We start from the raw sequence: 18,007 nt of genomic DNA, 5'->3' as shown, positions 1-18,007 counted from the left end.
GCTATCCGGCCGCGGCATAAGGATTCGGCTGTCGCCGTCGCAGGCAGCGCGGGTAGTTTCGTTGCGGAGCAAACCGGAAACGGCCGCGCAGCACTAGCCTTTTACCGCGCCGATCGTCAGGCCCTTGACGAAATACTTCTGCAGGAACGGGAACACCAGCGCCACCGGCACGACCGCGATGACGGCCATCGCCATTCGAAGCTCCTCGAGCGGCTGCACCTGCATGGACGAGACGTCGATATGCGCTTTGTCCGCAACCGACTGCAGGTACTGGGCGTTCATTAAGGTGTTGTACAAGAAATACTGCAGGTTGTACAGCTTGTCGCTGCTGATGAACACGAGGCTCGTAAACCAATCGTTCCAATAGTTGACGATGGTGAACAGCCCGATCGTGGCCAGCACCGGGAGCGACAGCGGAAGAATGACGTTGAAGTAGGTGCGGTACTCGCTCGCGCCGTCGATCTGCGCGGAATCGATCAGCGACGGCGGGATGCTGGTCGTGAAGTACGTCCGCATGATGAAGACGTTGAACGCGCCGAGCAGGCCGGGCACGATCAAGGCGAGCAGCGTATTCTGCACATGCAGAAACTTCGTGTAGACCAGGTACCAGGGCAGCAGCCCGCCGCCGAAGAGCATCGTTACGAGCACGAACAAGCTGACGGCGCCGCGGTACGGGAAGTCCTGCCGCGACAGCGAATACGCCAGCGCCGAAGTAATGAACAGGCTGAGCGCCGTGCCGATGACCGTGACGGCGATCGATACGCCGAAGGAGCGCAGAATCGGCTCCGCGTCGCGGGCGAGGAAACGGTACGCCACCAGATCGAACTGCCTCGGCCAGAAGCTGTAGCCGTACTTCGCCAGCGCGTTCTGTCCCGACAGCGAAACCATCAGGATGAGCCAGAACGGAATGAGACAGGCCAGGCTGCCCGCTATGAATACAATCGTGATGAACGGATGGGTCCGGTTATGTTCCGGCATAGCGCGCACCTCCTAGAATAAGCCTTTGTCGCTGCTGATTTGCTTGACGATCCAGTTGACGGACACGATCAGAACGAACCCGACGACGGATTGCAGCAGGCCGGCCGCCGAAGCGAGGTTCGTGTCGCCGGAGACGAGCAGCGCGTTGTAGACGTACGTGTCGATGACTTCCGTCGTGCTCTTGAGCATCCCCGAGTTCATCGTCACCTGATAGAACAAGCCGAAGTCGGCGCTGAAAATGCGGCCGATCGCGAGCAGCGTCAGGATAATGATGACCGGAATGAGGAACGGCAGCGTAATCTTCGTCATCTGCTTCCATTTGCCGGCCCCGTCGAGCATGGCGGCCTCGTAAAATTCCTTGTCGATGCCGACGATCGTCGCCAGGTAGATGATGGAGCCGAAGCCGACCGACTTCCAGACGTTCACGACGGTCAGAATAGACGGCCAATACTGCGGTTCCATGTACCACGAGACGCCTTCGCGCCCGAGCGGCTCCAGGATGGACTTGTTAATGAAGCCGAGATCCGGGTTCAGGAAGCCGAACACCAGGTACGCCACCACGACCATCGAGATAAAATGCGGCAGCAGCATCGTGCTCTGATAGAACTTGGACATCGCCCGGTTCTTAACCTCGTTCAGCAGCAGCGCGACGAGCACGGACAGCACCGTGTTGATGACCAGGAACGCCAGATTGTAACCGATCGTATGGCCGATCGTGTACCAAATATCGTTCGTGGTGAACATGAACTTGAAATTGTCGAGACCGTTCCAGGCGCTGCCCCAGATGCCCTTCGCGAAGTTCAAGTCCTTGAACGCCAGAAAGATGCCGAACATGGGCAAATAGTTGTTCACGAGCAGCAGCAGCATACCCGGAAGCGCGAGAATCCAGAGCGCCCTGTATTTCCACAGCTTCCGCAGCCGCTGCCGCCCGGCCTTGCTCCCCCGGTTCCTCTCCACTGCCATAACCGCTTGCTTGCCGATCGCCAAGGGGGGACACCTCCTGTTGCTTGATGACCTAATGATAACCGCTGCCGGGGGAGCGAACCGCCGTTTTTGTCACCTGCGGCTAGTCGTTTTGTGACTCGCTTGCCGCTCTCGACACCCCCCCCCCAATAATTGGTACGAGCCTCGGCCGAAACTATTGCCGTCGGCCCGGCGTCTATACAAGCTTGAATACAAGGATGGGAGTTTGATCGCATTGATGAAGATGACCCGCTTCAATCGGCTGCTGCTCGTTCTCTTGGCGGCCGCCGCCGGCTTCGCCGGCTGGCAGAGCTGGAAGCTGCATCAAGAGCGGGAGGCAAGGGCCGATCACCTGGCCCGCTCCTCGTCGATCGCGGCTTATTACTTGAACACCTCGGCGCAGACGATCGCGGATATCGGCAAGCACGGCAAGTGGGACGATCCGGATACGAAGCGAAGCTTGTCCATGTGGCTGGCCTTGACGCAGCAGGCGTTAACGGATGCCAACCGGACGCTGCAGGATTACCAGGGCATCCGCAATTCGCAGGACGCGGTGACGATGAACGATATTTTCTTCTGGTATCTCGATTGGCAGAACGGCTATGCCGACGCGCTGAGGAAATCGGCGCCGCTCACCGCCGGGGACAAGGCGAAGCTGCTGCAGTTGAACCGGATCGTCTCGCAGGTGAAGGATCTCTACACAGGGAATATCAAGGATCAAGCCGGCATCTTCGCCAAGTTCGACGCCCTGCATGGCGCGTGGCAGGCGGAGCTGGGCCAATAATCAAAGCAAGGAGCAGCGGCCGACGAAGGCCGCTGCTCCTTGTTCGTGATCGTTATTGCACCCGTCCGCTCCGGTGCTCCTGGGGATTGACGCCGTAATGCTTCCGGAATGTCTTCGTGAAATGCGAGAAGTTCGCGTAGCCTACCTGCTGCGCGATCATGCTGACCGTCATGCCCGTCGTGTCGAGCAGCTGCTTGGCCCGGTTCATTTTGATCTCGATGAGGTAGTCGATCAGGCTCTTGCCGGTCTCCTTCTTGAAGAGCCGCGACAAGTAGGCGGGATTCAGGCTCACGTGCGCGGCGACGTCCTCGCGGGAAATATCCTCCTCGACATGGGCTTTCATGAACGCGAGCGCCTGTTGAACGAAGCCGCCGGACTCGTTCTCCTCCCGTACGGCGTCCATCGCCGCGGATACGAGATTGACCGCCCAATGCTTGTATTGCGCCAGACTGCGGATCGGCATCGAAATCCATGCCTGCGCGTTCGGGATCTGATGGATGCTCAGCCCCTTCAACCCAAGGAAGTGATAGATCGCCTGCAGCAGGTCATGGTAGTACATGTCCAGCTGCTTCGGCTGCAGCACCGGAGCGCTCTCCAGCGCGACGCATGCCTGGTGAACGTACGAGACGGCCTTCTCTCTCATCCCGCCCAGCATATAGCCCGGCAGCTCCGACAGCCTCGCCGTCTCCGGCGCTTCCGCCGTATTCGCGCCGGTTATGGACTGCGTGCCCCGAGCGACGGCCGGCGGCTCGAACACATGCACGGCATGCGTGCTCGTCAAATTGCTCCGCTCCATATCCCGCAAGCGGTCGCAGCATTCCGGCGCATCGTGGATATCCGCCCAATAGCCGACATAGCAGGACGCCTCGCAGTAGAAGTAATCGCCGCACGCCGCGATGAACCGGCTTCCTGCAGCCGTCCAGGCGTCCGCGCCGAGCGCTTCCGGCTCCGTCTCCGCCGCGTACGCCATGACGAACGGCACGCCGCCCTTGTCCGTGACGACATGCCCGCGCCGTCCGGCCAGCAGCAGCTCCTCCGCGGCTTTCTTCACCGCATACTGCATCATGTCGAGCTCCCGCTCCGACAATTGACGCTTCCATGCCTCGACGCTGATCAATATCGGCAGCACCCGCTCTCCGGGCAGCAGTCCGACCTGCGCATCCTTGAGCGCCCGTTCCAGGAAATCGCCGAACGACAGCATCCGCCGCGACAGCAGGTCCTGCCAGAATCGTTCGGCAAGCATCGGCTGCTGCCTGCTCCACAGCTCGCGGTACTCCCCGTACAGCTTCGTAACGCGCGACTGCTCCTCGCGCTCTTGAATGGCGGCGACCATCTGCGCCACGACGCCCGCCAGCTCGTCGCTGTCCGCCGGCTTGAGCAAATAATCGAAGCTCTTCAGCTGGAAGGCTTCCTTCGCGTAGGCAAACTCGCTATGGCAGGTCAGGAAGACCGCCTCCGTATGGGCGGAGTGTTCCTTGACCCAGCGCACCAGCGACAGCCCGTCTTCGTCGGGCATTTCGATATCGCACACGAGAATATCGATGCGGCCATCCCGCAGCATCGCCCTTGCTTCGGCGGCGCTGCCCGCGATCCGCACCGACGCGATGCCGAGCGCCCCCCAGTCCTGGCCGTGCAGGATCCCTTCGGCGGCGAATTTCTCATCGTCCACGATCAGCATGTTCACCATGATGTTCCTTCCCTTCTTCCGCGGATGATGCCGGCAGCTGCAGCCGAACAACGGTTCCTCTCGGCGAATTGGCCTCGAACGCGAGCTTGGCTTTGTCTCCGTAATGCATCGCCATCCGCTGCATCACGTTCCAGATGCCGATGCTCCCGTCCTCCGACTCCGGCGTGTAATGGCTCGCGTTCAGCTCCTGCAGTTGCTCCGGCGTCAGGCCTTTGCCGTTGTCGCGCACTTCGATCCGAACTCCTTCTTCGGGCCCGCCTGCCGCGAACGCTTCGATTTCAAGCCGGAACGGCATGTTCTGCAGGCTCATCCCGTGTATCATCGCGTTCTCCACGAACGGCTGCACGAACAGCGACGGCAGCTGCAGCGATTTCAAGCGTTCGGGAATGTCGATGCTATAGAGGAACGACTCCTGATAGCGCATTTTCTGGATCTCCAGGTAGTTGCGGATATGCTCCATTTCCTGTTCCAACGTGATCGTGTCCCGCTTCAGCCCGATCATGAACCGGAAGTAGTTCACGAGATGGCGGATCGTCTTCTTCGCCAGCTCATGCCGCTTCAAATCGATCAGCTGAAACATGATGTTCATCGTGTTCAGGAAGAAATGCGGATTGATCTGCAGCTGCAGCTGCTTCATCTGCGCCTTCTGCGCGCGCAGGCGTTCCTCGTAGACGCCGATTTTGAGGTCCACGATTTCTTCGACCATGCCGTTGAACGTATGGTTGATGATATTGAATTCGACCGTGCCGGAAGCCGGGAGCCGCGTGCTCATGTTTCCTTCCTTGATCCGGCGGATCGCGCTGAGCAATTGACGGATCGGCGTGAAGATCAGGCTGCGGAAAATAAACCCGTAGACGATCAGAATCGCCAGCACGATAAGCGGCAGCAAATACGTGAACGTCTGGAAGGCGTTCAGTCCGCGCAGCAGCTCGGAATTCGGGATGACGACCGCGGTGTGGACGCCCACGTTGCGGGAACGGCTGCTGACGATGAGCAGCTTCGTCTTCCCGTTCGCGTAGGTGAAGGCGCGATTCTTGCTGAGCTTCTCCGCCGGCAGCTGCTTCAGCGCGTCCAGCGGCGGCGCGGGGTTGGACAGCACCGTCCCGTCGTCGCCCGTGAATACGATGCCGCCGCCTTCGCGCAGATCGAGATTGCCGAGCGGCGTCCTTAAGCTGTTGATATTGATGAGCGCTCCGATATACGCCCTGTTCGTGTCGTCGTCGCTGACGATGCGGTAGAGGAAGTACTGGTCCGCGATATGGACGACCGACCATTTGTACATCGCTTTCTTCAGGCGATCCGCATAGCTGAACGAATCCGTCAGCCATTGCCGGACCGTCTCGTAGTACGCTGCCGCCTCGCCGGTCAGGTTGGTCGACACGAGCTGATCGTTCGTCTTGGAATAGACGAAGAACATGTCGACCGTATGATAGTAGGATTGGTAGGTATCGTTGCGCTTGATGAGCTCCATCTGGGCGAAATACGCATCCGACCCCGACAGGCCGGGCTGCTCGAACAGCCGGAAATTATCGTCGTGATTGACGATGTCGACCATGTTCAGCGTGATGTCGTCCAAGCTCCGGTCGATCATGTTGAGGTTGGCGTTGACCAGGTTCTGGTACGAATTCGCCACCTGCGTCAAGACGACGCCCTTGGCGTAATTGCCGGCCAAATAGAGGATCAATAACAGCGGAACCGTAACGGCGGCGAACAGGATCACCAGCCGGGAACCGAGCGTTTTCGTTGTCGACATGCGGTTTCGTTGCCCCTGCGCGCGGGGATCCCCTCTCTTCTCGCGTTACGGCGGCGCGGAGTCGTGCGGAGTGTCTATGCGCTCCTATTTTATCAGCTTGGCTTCGGCATTGTCAGGCGGTAGGATTTCCCTGCGGCCTATGCGGCCGATCCTTATAGTATATGTGAACAAGAACGCTTTCAAAGCCGTTTTTGTGACTTCCGGCTGCTCCTTTTGTGACATCTCGGCAGAACGCGCTATCACCGTCCGACAACCCCGCGCCATAGAGAAAGCCGGCAGAGAACGATTCTCCGCCGGCTCCATCCAGACAAGTAGATTCGATTATTTTGCGGCGCTGCGCGCAGGCCGCTAGCCGAAGCTCCGGTTCGCCCGCAGCCACTCCCCCGCCGCGTCGACGCCGGCTTTCAAGCCGAACAGCCTGCAGTCCGCCTGGCCGACTTGGCCGCGCGCCGGCCGTTCGCCTTCGCCGCATTCGTCGAGCCGCGCGCCGATCCGGACGAAATCCTCGGAATCGTACGCGAAGTCCTCGAACCATTTCCATGTCCTTGCGCCTTCTTCGTACAGGGCCGCTCCCATCCGCTTCACGGGCATCCCGGGAATCAGCGCCTCGGCCAAGTGAAACGCGGTGCAGGAATCGTATAAGGCGCCGAGCAGCAGCACTTTCGTTCCCCCGATACCGTACAGCTTGCCGAGCGGCGAGGGCATGCCGAGCTGCGGCGTCAGCGCATGGTCCGCGACGATCGACGCCGCATGCTTTCCGTACGCGGAGAAGGACACTTGCGGGTGCCCCGAACGAAGCGCGCCCGGGAGCGTCCGGAACAGCTCGGCGATCCGGCCCATGCCCCGGGTCGGCGTCAGAAGCGGGTCGAACGCGGGCATCTCGCGGTAGATCGTCTCTAGCCACGCCTGCGGCACGGGCGGGTGGGCCCATTCGGCGGGATCGCTCCAATCGCCGCTATGCGCGGGCATGACGATCGTTCCTTCGCTCCCGACCGCTTCCAGCAGCGCCTGCACGACGGCCTGCGGGCCGCCGCATACCCAGCCCAGGCTGGACAAGGAGGAATGGACGAGCAGGCAGTCGCCTTCCCGGACGCCGAGCGCGTGCAGATCACGCACGATACTGCTGACGGTATTGGGCAGCTGCGATTGATCGATGGCCGCTTGTTCGGACATATGCATCCTTCCTTTCCTTCGTTTCCTTACTTTCGATGTGAATCGTTGTTTCTTTCCTTACCCGCGATAATCTACCAGGCCGCGATACAGCCGTCCGTCCGCGGCTCGGTGCCGCCGATCAGCACGCCGTTCGGCTCCCGCACGATGATTTGGCCGCAGCCGAACGAACGGCGTTCCATCGCGGGCTGGACAAGATGGCCCCGCTGCTCCAGCTGTCTGGCCAGCGCATCCGGGAAAGCGGTCTCCACCGCGACCTTGTTGCCCTCGAGCCACTGCCATCTCGGCGCGTCGAGCGCCGCTTGCGGGTTCAGGCCGAAATCGATCATATTGGCAATGACTTGCAGATGGCCCTGCGGCTGCATGAAAGCCCCCATGACGCCGAACGGCCCGACCGCTTCCCCGTCCTTCGTGATGAAGCCGGGAATGATCGTATGGTACGGCCGCTTGCCGGGCGCAACGACGTTGGCATGCGCCGGGTCGAGCGAGAAGGATGCGCCTCTGTTCTGCAGGCCGATGCCGGTTCCGGGCACGACGAGCCCCGAGCCGAAGCCGCGGTAGTTGCTCTGGATGAACGAAACCATGTTCCCTTCCCCGTCCGCCGCCGCCAAGTACACGGTCCCGCCGCCCGGCAGCCGGCCCGGCGCCGGCAAGACCGCCCGCTCGCCGATCAGCGCCCGGCGCGCCGCCGCATAATCGGCGGACAACAAATGCGCCACGCTTGCCCGCATCATGGCCGGATCCGTAATATGCTGCATGCCGTCGGCGAAAGCCAGCTTCAGCGCCTCGATCTGCGCATGGCACGTCTCGATCGTATCCCGATGGCTAAGCGGAATGCCGTTCAACAGGTTCAGCGCCATAAGCGCCACAAGCCCCTGGCCGTTCGGCGGCATTTCCCAAATCTCATAGCCGCGGTAATTCACGGCGATCGGATCGACCCATTCGGGCCGATGCGCCGCCAGGTCTTCCTTGCGGATCAAGCCGCCGGTATCGCGCGCGAACCGGTCGATGGCTTCGGCCAGCTCGCCTCGATAGAAAGCGTCGCCTTTCGTCGCCGCAATCTTCGCCAGCGTCCGCGCATGATCCGGCGAGCGCCATAGTTCGCCCGGCCGGGGCGCGCGGCCGTCCGGCGCGAACACGCGGAACCATTCCGCGAACAGCGGATCGCTTGCTTTCGCGCTCCAGCTCCCGTATGCCTTCGCCCATGCATGTCCCAACTCCGGCGATAAGGCGAAGCCTTCGCCGGCGTATTGGACGGCCGGTTCGAGCAGCGCCTCGAACGGCAGGCGGCCGAACCGGCCGGACAGCGCCGACCAGGCGGACGGCGCGCCCGGCACGGTCACGGGCAGCCAGCCGTCCGCCGGCATCGCGGATGCAGCGCCGCGCTTCCGCACGGCGTCCGGCGTCAGCGCCATCGGCGAACGGCCGCTGGCATTCAGGCCGTGCAGCTTCCCTTGATGCCAGACGATCGCGAATGCGTCGCCGCCGATCCCGTTCGCCGTCGGCTCGACGACCGTCAAGCAGGCGGCCGCCGCGATCGCGGCGTCGATCGCGTTGCCGCCTTGCTGCAGCACGCGAAGCCCGGCCTGCGAGGCGAGCGGCTGCGACGTCGCGACCATGCCTTTGCGCGCAACGGCCGCCGTTCTCCGCGACGGATACGGATAATGCGTTAAATCGAAGCCCATGTTCCAATTCCCCTTCCGCGTTCCATATGCGTTCCATTGCGTTCCATGATTGCGATTGCCGGCGGAGCCGGTTACATGCAACATGCGTAACCAAGATGCGTAACCTTTTCGCCGCCCGGCAGCGCGATTCCTTCATCGGGCGCTTACCTGCCCGTTCAAAAGATGCGCCCCCGACTAGTACCAATGCCGCGATTCTCCCATAAGCTACTAGAGTAGAGGAGGTGATTGTATGTCAAATCAGTTTCTGGATTCCCGCATTTCGATTCATAGCGACGATTTCGGCGGAACGACGCCGTTGTCCACGCTTCCGCTGCTTGTCGGCGATATCGGCCTTCAAGTGCTGGCCGCCAATCCGCTTAACACGTCGAACGTCCGCGTATCGCTTACCGGGACGGTCGTCGTCGACTTCGCGCCTGGAACGGAGCCAACGAACGAATTACCGCCGGAGCCGACCGTTATATCCGTCACGGTGGAACGCGGAGGCGACGGCACCGCCGGAACGGGCGTTATGATCCTGAACGAACAGTTCAATATTCGGCAATACGGCACGTTGTTCCCCATTAGCGTTACGGCAGCCGATTTCCCTCCTGCTGCCGACGTGCTGGCTCAACAAATCCGGTATACGATGTTTATCGCCAGGGACGGCTTCTTCGATTTTATTCTCATCGGACCTGCCGTATTCAACGGCATCGCTTCAGCCGGGACGACCTAAGCGCGTACAGCCCATGCAAAAAAGCCAAAGTGCGGGAGCGTCTGCTCCCGCACTTTGACTTTTTGTCTGCCGATAACGGCGAACGGCGAATGCTGTGTTCCCTCCCGGGAATCCAAACCAATCGCCTAGCTTATGCTTCCGATGCCGGCGAATGGCGTGTTCCCTGACCTTCGTCATGGAACACGCCATTCGCCTAAGAATCCATCGATTTATACTCTCCCGCCGCTGTTTTCAAGTTGTTTTTCCGCTCCAGCGAGATGTTGCGCAGATAGATGAAGACGCTCGGCAGCTGGCCGAGGATGAATACCGGATCTCTGCGGTAGATCGCGTAGATCGACAGCACGACGCTGCCCAGTATGCTGTAAATCCAGAAGGACAGCGGCACGACGGTCCGCTTCGCCTTCTCGCTTGCCAGCCACTGCGTGATGAATCGCATCGTGAACATGATCTGACCGATGAAGCCGAAGACGATCCATGCCACGTTGCCGGCCGACGCACTCCCTAACAACGAATGCCACCACATCTTACTGTCCTCGGATCTGGTAGCGAATAACCCGTTTGCGCAGCCAGCCGATGACGATCGCGTCCATCAAGCCGACGAATGCGCGATTGAACACCCCGTACTTGGACACGCCGTGCTGCCGCTCTTGATGGGATACGGCGATCTCGATCACTTTGAAGCCGTTGATCTTCGCCAGCGTCGGCAGGAAGCGGTGCATCCCCTCGTAGAGATAATAGCTGTCCGCCACTTCGCGCTTCATCAGCTTCATCGGGCAGCCCGTGTCGTAGATTTCGTCCCCTGTCAGCCAGTTGCGGACGCCGTTGCCGATCCGCGACGACACTTTCTTCACGAGCGTATCCTTCCGCCGGACCCGCTTGCCGTTGACGAAATCCATGTTCGGAATGTAAGGCATCAGCTTGAAAATATCCCGCGGATCCGTCTGCAAATCCGCGTCGATAAGCGCGACGAGCTCCCCCTTGGACTCTTTCATGCCCGCGTAGATGGCGGCGGTCTGTCCGCAGTTCCGGACGAAATGGATAACCCTCACCGCCGCGTCCCGCTCCGCCAGATCGTTCAGGATGCTGGCGCTGCGGTCTCTGCTGCCGTCGTTGACGAGCACGATTTCGTAGCTCTCTACTTTGTTCTTTACCGCGTTCGTAATCGCTTCGTGCAGCAGCAAAATATTCTCTTCTTCATTATAGATCGGCGCGATGACCGAGAGCTTGACCATGTGAACTCCCCCTATACCAATTGACGAACCTGTGCAATCCTTCGGCAAAATTGGACTGCGGGTCGTAGCCGAACAGCTCGTTCGCCCTGGATATGTCCGCATACGTCTGCTCCACGTCTCCCGGCTGGTTCGGCATCCAGCGAATCGACGCTTCCTTGCCGAGCTCCGCCTCGACGCTCCTGACAAGATCGAGCAGGGAGATCGTCCGATTCGTGCCGAGATTCACGATCTCGTAGACCGATTCGTTCGCCTCGACGTAAGCAAGCGCGCCGACGATGCCGTCGACGATATCCCCGACGTACGTGTAATCCCGCCTTGACGAACCGTCGCCGTAGATCGTCAGAGGTTCGCCCCGATCCAGCATGCCCACGAATTTATGGATGGCAAGGTCCGGCCGCTGCCGCTCGCCGTATACGGTGAAAAACCGCAGCAGCATCGTATCGATGCCGTGCAGATGATAATACGTATGGGCCAGCACCTCGCACGCTTTCTTCGTGGCGGCATAGGGCGAGATGCTCCGGTCGACGCGGTCCGTCTCGGAGAACGGCACTTTCGTCTGATTGCCGTAGACGGAAGAAGACGAAGCGCACAGCCATTTGCGAACGCCGTGCTTGCGCATCGCTTCGAGCACCGTCATCGTTCCTCTTACGTTGACGTCCTCGTATAGCAGCGGATCGGCGATGGAGGGACGCACGCCCGCCATCGCCGCCAGATGAATGACCGCGTCGATCCGCTCGCTTCCGAAGACGGCCGCCAACTCGTCCGCATGACGAATATCCGCGACGGCGAGCCTGTAATTGTCCCCGTTCACGGCCTGCTGCAGATGAAGCAGATCGGCTTCTTGGCCGTCGAATTGAAAAGTCGCGTCCTTTCCTGTACTATTCAGGATATTCGCAATCTTGATTTTGTAGTCGTACAAGCCGTTAAAATTATCGATGCAAACGACGCGATGGCCCAGCTTCAGCAGCCGCTCGCACAGATGGGAGCCGATAAAACCCGCTCCCCCCGTTACGCAATACGTGCTCATAGGGTTTCCTCCAGGGTATATGCCGGTTCGTTCGAACCGACCGCATAGTAATCGAACAGCCGGCGAACGCCGGCCTGTTCCGCGAACATATTGCGCAGGTCGAAGAGGAAGCCGCCGCGCATGCTCGCGGCGATTCGCTCCCAGCCGCATGCCCTGAACTGCTCCCACTCCGTCACGATGACGATCGCATCCGCGTTCCGGGCGCTGTCCGCCTCGCTCTCGCAGTAGTTGATCCCGCCGTTAATGTCCGTCCATAACCGCTTGGCCTGCTTCATGCCTTGCGGGCAGTACGCGTTCACGGCCGCCCCCTTGGCGAGCAGTCCGTCGATGATATCATAACTCGGCGCATTGCGGATATCATCGGTCTCGGGTTTGAAGGATAGCCCCCATACGGCGATTGTTTTGCCATGGAGCATCCCGCCCGGCGAAAGCGCGCCGCTGATTTTGGCCACCATCCTCGCCTTCTGCTTCTCGTTGGCGGCGATGGCCGCGCGTACGATGTACAGCTCCTCGCCGTGCTTTCGGCTGACATCGACGAGCGCCTGCGTGTCTTTCGGAAAGCAGCTTCCGCCGTAGCCGGGGCCGGCCTGCAGGAAATGCGGCGAGATCCGGTCGTCCAGCCCCATGCCGAACGCGATATCCTCGATGTTCGCGCCGACTTTCTCGGACAGAAGCGCGAGCTCGTTGACGAATGATATTTTGACGGCCAGAAACGCATTCGAGGCGTACTTGATCATCTCCGCGGTCTCCGGGTTCGTGTACAGGAACGGAACCTTCCGGCGAATATGCCCTTCGTAGATCGTCTGCAGCATGCGCTTCGCTTCGTCGCTCTCGGTACCGATCACCACGCGCAGCGGGAACAGCGAGTCGCTGACCGCCTTGCCTTGACGCAGAAACTCGGGGTTCGACGCCACGTCGATCCGGAAAGACGCATGCCGCGCTTCCAACGAGCGGTTCAACTCGCCGGCGATGCTGCGGCATGTCCCTACGGGCATCGTCGATTTGCACACGACCACTTTGTAGCCGTTCGCGTATAGGCCGATCTGGCGCGTGGCTTCGCGGACATAGGAGAGATCGGCGCTTCCGTCCTCCCGGGAAGGCGTGCCGACCGCAATGAATATCACGTCGCTCGATTGAATCGCTTCCTCGGCGCTCGTCGTAAAGGACAGCGTTCCCGCGTCGATGCCGCCGGTCAGCAGCTCATCCAGGCCCGGCTCGTAAAGCGGCGACCGCCCTTCCGATAGACGGCCGATCTTCTCGGCATCCACGTCCATGCACGTGACCGCGAAGCCGTAACTGGAGAGGACGGCGCCATGAACCAAGCCGACATAACCCGTACCTATGATTCCAATCTTCACCATTGCTCCACCTCGTATATATGCCGTAGTAGACTGCGCTCCGCTTGCATTGAAGCGTCGCGTTCATACAGACGTTAGCGGCAGGTTAACGAAAAATTAAAATTAGTTTACCAACTTAACTTTTATAATAATGAGTCATGTAGTATATTTCAAGTACAAGATAAAAAACGGCATGACGAAGGTACGAACGAGACATCCACGAATTTCAAACTTTGTCAAATGAACAGGAGCATATATGAAAGAAAATCATGAAACCATCCTGCGGCTGCAGGAAGCCCTTACCCGTTTCGCCAAAGCCGAATGGCGGCAAAAACCGCTCCACGGCCTGACACGCAGCGATATTCGCATCCTCTACTGCATCATGGAATGCGAGGCGACGGGAAGCCCCAAGCCGAGAATTTCGGATATCAGCAAGCGGCTGCTCGTCACGACGCCGACGGTCACGCAATTGATCAAGAAACTGATCGAGGAGGAGCTGATCGAGCGAACCGTCGATCCCGACGACCGCCGCTCCGTCGGCATCGCCTTGACCGAGAAGGGAAAAGCGGTCGCCAAGGAAGCCGACGCCCTCATCAAGCAGAAGCTCGGAGGTCTCGTCGACTTTCTCGGCGTGGAGGAGAGCGAGAAGCTGGCCGAATTGCTAACAAAGGCTTTTCACTATTATCATAATCCCGAACGAAGCGAAACATGACTTGCTTCGGGAATATGCCGATTAGCCGGACGGGCTTTCCACGGAAAGCGCCTGTCCGGCTGTTCGTTAATGCCAGATTTGCCTGCCCGCAGCCCGTCCGCCCGCTGTCTGACTGCCCGGCCGCCCTGCGGACGACGGCCCAATTGTGATCCTACCGAAAAAACGTTACGATAGAGGCAACAGCCAGCGCAGACAGCGAGATGAGCAGAATCCGTCCGCCCAAATCGACCGTGAAATCAGAGGAGGAATCGACAATGGACTACATCCGCCTAGGCCAGACCGGCCTGGAGGTGTCCAGACTATGTCTGGGCTGCATGAGCTACGGCATTCCCGCAAGGGGATCGCATACGTGGACGCTGGACGAGGAGCGGAGCCGGCCTTTCATTCGCAAGGCGCTCGAGCTCGGCATCAATTTCTTCGATACCGCCAACGTCTATTCGGACGGCACGAGCGAGGAGATCGTCGGCCGCGCGCTGAACGATTTTGCCCGCCGCGAGGACGTCGTCATCGCGACCAAGGTACACGGCCGCATGCGGCCGGGCCCGAACGGGGCCGGCCTGTCGCGCAAAGCGATCATGAGCGAAGTGGACGACAGCCTGCGAAGACTCGGCACGGACTACATCGATCTCTATCAAATTCACCGCTGGGACCCGCATACGCCAATCGAAGAAACGATGGAGGCGCTGCACGACGTCGTCAAGTCGGGCAAAGCCCGCTATATCGGCGCTTCGTCCATGTACGCCTGGCAATTCCTGAGGGCGCAGTACACGGCGGAGAAGCATGGTTGGACGAAGTTCGTCAGCATGCAGAATCATTTGAACCTGCTGTACCGCGAGGAAGAGCGGGAGATGCTCCCGTTATGCCGGGAGCTCGGCGTCGGCGTCATCCCGTGGAGCCCGCTGGCCCGCGGCCGGTTGACGCGCGGCTGGGACGAGGCCAGCGAACGGTCGGAGACCGACGCGTTCGGCAAGACGCTGTATACGTCCGCCATCGAGTCGGACCGCGCGATCGTCGAACGCACGGGGCGCATCGCGGCCGAGCGCGGCGTCCCGCAAGCCCAGGTCGCGCTGGCCTGGCTGCTGACCAAATCCGGCGTCACGTCGCCGATCATCGGCGCGACGAAGCCCGGCCATCTGGACGACGCGGCCGCGGCGCTGTCGCTTGCGCTGACCGCAGACGAGATCCGCGAGCTGGAGGAGCTGTACGTGCCGCATCCTGTGCTTGGGTTTCAGTAAACCCGGGCGCTGACCGGGACGCCGCTTAGCCGCTTAGGGATGAAGGGCGGTTACGGACCTGGATGCTTGGGAATGCAGGCCGGTTATGGACCTGGTGCTCGGAAATGCAGACCGGTTATGAACCGGGGCTCGCTGTGCGCGGACTTCTCGGGAACCGGGATGCTTCCGCGAAGCGGGAACCAGTATCTCGTAAGCGTTAAAGCAAGATACACCAAGAGGCGGCCTCCGCGTTGATCGGAGGCCGTTTTCCGTGTTCGGACGATAATTCTACATGTTGCGTGCACTTCTCGCCCCGATGCAGCCTGTTTCTCCGCATGTATTGTACGTGGTACAACTCTTTGCTCCTAATCTGCGGATTACCGACGAAATAGGGCACCCGGAATCATCCGGTACACGACTTCGGCCGATTGCAGCCGGTTTCTCCCCCAGTAATGTGCAGTTTCTCGCCGGGAACCGGTGGCCGTCTCGCTTGCGCCGGCCTTTCGACCGGCAATCTGCCTATTCCCCCACATCGCCCAGTAGCATCTGATCGAGCGTCGTGCCGCCGAGCACCATCGGGTATACGTTCTCGTCTGTCGGAACCGTGAACTCGACGAGCACGGGCGCGGGCGTATTCAGCGCTTCCTCCCAGATCCGCCGGGCTTCGGCCTTGGTGGAGGCCCGCAGCCCTTTGATCCCGTATGCCTCGGCCAGCTTGACGAAATCCGGACTCCCGGCAAGGTCGATCTGGCTGTAGCGCCGCTCGTACATCAGCTCCTGCTGCTGCTTGACCATGCCGAGCACGCGATTGTTGATGACGACGATTTTGACCGGAATGTTATGAATGGCGCAAATCGCCATTTCCTGGGCGCACATCTGCATGCCGCCGTCGCCGTTGATCGAGACGACGAGGCGGTCCGGATTGCCGAGCTGCGCGCCGATCGCCGACGGGAACCCGAAGCCCATCGTCCCCATTCCGCCCGACGTAATGAGCGAGCGCGGATGGTTGAACTTGTAGAACTGCGCGGTCCACATCTGGTGCTGGCCGACATCCGTGGTGACGATCGCTTCCCCCGCCGTCGTCTCATGGATCATCTCGATGACGAACTGCGGCTTCAGCTCCGTCTCGGAGTCTTGATAGCGGAACGGATGCGCGCTCCTAAACCGCTGTAGTTCCGCAAGCCACGCTGCTGTACGCGGTAACGACGGCTTCGCCGGCTGAAGGGCAAGCTTCAGCACCGCCTTAATATCGCCGACGCATGCGATGTCCGCCCGGACATTCTTGCCGATCTCGGCCGGATCGATGTCGATATGGGCGATCCGCCGCGCCTTCGGGGCGAAGCCGTCCAGCTTCATCGTGACCCGGTCGTCGAAGCGCGAGCCGATCGAAATAAGCAGGTCGGCGTTCTGGATCGCCATGTTGGCGGCGTAGGCGCCGTGATGGCCGGGCATGCCAAGCCACAGCTCGTGGCTGCTGGCGAACCCGCCCAAGCCGAGCAGCGTCGTAGCCACGGGAACGCGGTGCCGTTCCGCGAACGCCATCAGCTCTGGGGCGGCATCGGCGTACACCGCGCCGCCTCCGGCAATGATGACCGGCCGTTCGGATTCCGCAACGGCTTCGAGCAGCTCGTCGACGGCCGCCGGATCGCATGCCGGCGCAGCGTCGTAGCCGCGCAGCCGGATTTCCCCTTCCACGGGACGGTAAAGCAGCCGGTCGTTCGAGACATCCTTCGGAATATCGATCAGCACCGGACCTTTCCTGCCGCTGCCCGCGACGAGGAAGGCTTCGCGGACGATCCGCGGCAGGTCGCGCACATCGCGCACGAAGTAGCTATGCTTCGTGATCGGCATCGTGATGCTCACGATATCCGCCTCTTGAAACGCATCCGTGCCCATGACCGTCGTCGGCACATTGGCGGTAATGACGACCATCGGCACGGAATCCATGTACGCCGTCGCGATGCCCGTAACCAGGTTGGTCGCTCCCGGCCCGGAAGTCGCGATACAGACGCCGGTCTTCCCTGTCGACCTCGCATAACCGTCCGCCGCATGGACGGCCCCCTGCTCATGCCGCGTCAGCAAATGCTTGAACGCCGGATTGCCGGTCATCGCGTCGTAAATATACAGCGCGTTACCGCCAGGATAACCGAAAACGCAGTCGACGCCCTCCGCAAGCAGGCAGCGCAGCAGCGCCTCCGCGCCCGTCATCCATTCCTCTCCTTCCGGCGACGGCCGGGTTTGCGAATGCATCGCATGCGAAGTATGCGATGCATCGTCAATGCTTGCTTGCTTATGCTCCATTTTCGATTCCATCTGTGGTTCCTCCCCGAATATAAAATAACCCCTCTCTTCCTGGAGCGCAGACTAACAGCCGTTGTCTGGCTCAGGGACGAAAGGGGTTTATGCTTCGCGGTACCACCCTGGTTCGCCGGCATCTTGCGATGACGGCCTCACGAGGCAGGGACCGGGCCCTGCCTGCCGCACGATAACGTGTGCCACTCCGTTCGAGCCTACCGGCCGCGCGTTCGTATGGCGAGACGCTTCATCGCGCCAGCCTTCGGGTTCGGCCTTCGGTCATCCGCTCCGAGACGACATCATGCAGCGGCTTATGGCGGGCGTTTCAGCTTTCCCCCCGCTCTCTGGGCATAAGGACCGGTTGCATTTTATTCTCTTCATCGCGTTTCATTATCGATTACGTTTCATACGGGACGATGTATAGCTCAAAAACCCCTTTCGTCCCCAGGCGCAGACAG

At 60.5% G+C, this 18,007-nt stretch carries 15 protein-coding genes; 4 read left to right on the top strand and 11 right to left on the bottom strand.

Annotation, left to right across the window (positions count from 1 at the left end; genetic code table 11):
• Positions 1 to 93 precede the first annotated feature (93 nt).
• Together GXP70_RS05355 and GXP70_RS05350 are read right to left on the bottom strand one after the other, a co-directional pair.
• Positions 94 to 978, bottom strand: a complete 885-nt coding sequence (locus GXP70_RS05355) for a carbohydrate ABC transporter permease (RefSeq protein ID WP_162355519.1) — start codon at positions 976 to 978, stop codon at positions 94 to 96.
• A 12-nt stretch (positions 979 to 990) separates the two neighbouring features.
• Entirely contained in the window at positions 991 to 1,941 is a 951-nt protein-coding gene (locus GXP70_RS05350; protein WP_162360303.1) for an ABC transporter permease, read from the bottom strand.
• Between the two features lie 235 nt (positions 1,942 to 2,176).
• On the opposite strand from GXP70_RS05350, the gene GXP70_RS05345 reads away from it, so the two are divergent.
• The gene (locus GXP70_RS05345) at positions 2,177 to 2,725 is read left to right on the top strand and encodes a hypothetical protein (RefSeq protein ID WP_162355518.1); all 549 of its coding nucleotides are present in this window, start codon (positions 2,177 to 2,179) and stop codon (positions 2,723 to 2,725) included.
• Positions 2,726 to 2,777: 52 nt separating this feature from the next.
• On the opposite strand, the gene GXP70_RS05340 is transcribed toward GXP70_RS05345, so the two are convergent.
• The 4 genes from GXP70_RS05340 to GXP70_RS05325 all read right to left on the bottom strand — a co-directional run bounded on the left by GXP70_RS05340 (position 2,778) and on the right by GXP70_RS05325 (position 9,020).
• Positions 2,778 to 4,412, bottom strand: coding sequence for a helix-turn-helix domain-containing protein (locus GXP70_RS05340; RefSeq protein WP_162355517.1), 1,635 nt, complete (start codon positions 4,410 to 4,412; stop codon positions 2,778 to 2,780).
• Positions 4,384 to 6,165, bottom strand: coding sequence for a sensor histidine kinase (locus GXP70_RS05335; RefSeq protein WP_162355516.1), 1,782 nt, complete (start codon positions 6,163 to 6,165; stop codon positions 4,384 to 4,386). The genes GXP70_RS05340 and GXP70_RS05335 overlap by 29 nt, the downstream gene beginning before the upstream one ends.
• Positions 6,166 to 6,513: 348 nt before the next feature.
• Positions 6,514 to 7,338, bottom strand: coding sequence for an AAC(3) family N-acetyltransferase (locus GXP70_RS05330; protein WP_162355515.1), 825 nt, complete (start codon positions 7,336 to 7,338; stop codon positions 6,514 to 6,516).
• Positions 7,339 to 7,409: 71 nt separating this feature from the next.
• Positions 7,410 to 9,020: a gamma-glutamyltransferase family protein gene (locus GXP70_RS05325; RefSeq protein ID WP_162355514.1), complete on the bottom strand. Its 1,611-nt coding sequence runs from the start codon at positions 9,018 to 9,020 to the stop codon at positions 7,410 to 7,412.
• A 229-nt stretch (positions 9,021 to 9,249) separates the two neighbouring features.
• Here GXP70_RS05325 and GXP70_RS05320 point away from each other — a divergent pair, with 229 nt between their 5' ends.
• Entirely contained in the window at positions 9,250 to 9,732 is a 483-nt protein-coding gene (locus GXP70_RS05320) for a hypothetical protein (RefSeq protein WP_162355513.1), read from the top strand.
• A gap of 193 nt (positions 9,733 to 9,925) precedes the next feature.
• On the opposite strand, the gene GXP70_RS05315 is transcribed toward GXP70_RS05320, so the two are convergent.
• Genes GXP70_RS05315 through GXP70_RS05300 form a run of 4 tightly spaced genes read right to left on the bottom strand, consistent with a single transcriptional unit; the run spans position 9,926 to position 13,352 of the window.
• Complete coding sequence (locus GXP70_RS05315; RefSeq protein WP_225442670.1) at positions 9,926 to 10,240, bottom strand: lipid-A-disaccharide synthase N-terminal domain-containing protein; 315 nt, start codon at positions 10,238 to 10,240, stop codon at positions 9,926 to 9,928.
• A gap of 16 nt (positions 10,241 to 10,256) precedes the next feature.
• Positions 10,257 to 10,964, bottom strand: a complete 708-nt coding sequence (locus GXP70_RS05310) for a glycosyltransferase family 2 protein (RefSeq protein WP_162355511.1) — start codon at positions 10,962 to 10,964, stop codon at positions 10,257 to 10,259.
• On the bottom strand, positions 10,930 to 11,991 hold the full coding sequence (locus GXP70_RS05305; protein ID WP_162355510.1) for a GDP-mannose 4,6-dehydratase: 1,062 nt from the start codon (positions 11,989 to 11,991) through the stop codon (positions 10,930 to 10,932). Before GXP70_RS05305 ends, GXP70_RS05310 begins: the two co-directional genes overlap by 35 nt.
• Positions 11,988 to 13,352, bottom strand: a complete 1,365-nt coding sequence (locus tag GXP70_RS05300; protein WP_192043418.1) for a UDP-glucose dehydrogenase family protein — start codon at positions 13,350 to 13,352, stop codon at positions 11,988 to 11,990. The genes GXP70_RS05305 and GXP70_RS05300 overlap by 4 nt, the downstream gene beginning before the upstream one ends.
• Positions 13,353 to 13,584: 232 nt before the next feature.
• Here GXP70_RS05300 and GXP70_RS05295 point away from each other — a divergent pair, with 232 nt between their 5' ends.
• Together GXP70_RS05295 and GXP70_RS05290 are read left to right on the top strand one after the other, a co-directional pair.
• A complete protein-coding gene (locus tag GXP70_RS05295) occupies positions 13,585 to 14,040 on the top strand; it encodes a MarR family winged helix-turn-helix transcriptional regulator (protein ID WP_162355509.1) in 456 nt (151 codons plus the stop codon).
• 254 nt (positions 14,041 to 14,294) lie between these two features.
• Positions 14,295 to 15,275 carry an aldo/keto reductase gene (locus tag GXP70_RS05290; protein WP_162355508.1) on the top strand — a complete coding sequence of 327 codons (981 nt, stop codon included), beginning with the start codon at positions 14,295 to 14,297 and terminating at the stop codon, positions 15,273 to 15,275.
• 498 nt (positions 15,276 to 15,773) lie between these two features.
• Here GXP70_RS05290 and ilvB read toward each other — a convergent pair whose 3' ends face one another.
• Positions 15,774 to 17,504, bottom strand: a complete 1,731-nt coding sequence (ilvB, locus tag GXP70_RS05285) for a biosynthetic-type acetolactate synthase large subunit (RefSeq protein WP_162360301.1) — start codon at positions 17,502 to 17,504, stop codon at positions 15,774 to 15,776.
• Positions 17,505 to 18,007: the final 503 nt, after the last annotated feature.

This window comes from Paenibacillus lycopersici (genome assembly GCF_010119935.1).
Classification (GTDB): Bacteria; Bacillota; Bacilli; order Paenibacillales; family Paenibacillaceae; genus Paenibacillus_Z; species Paenibacillus_Z lycopersici.
Note: the sequence above shows the minus strand (reverse complement) of the source record. Positions and strands in the feature narration are given on the sequence as shown.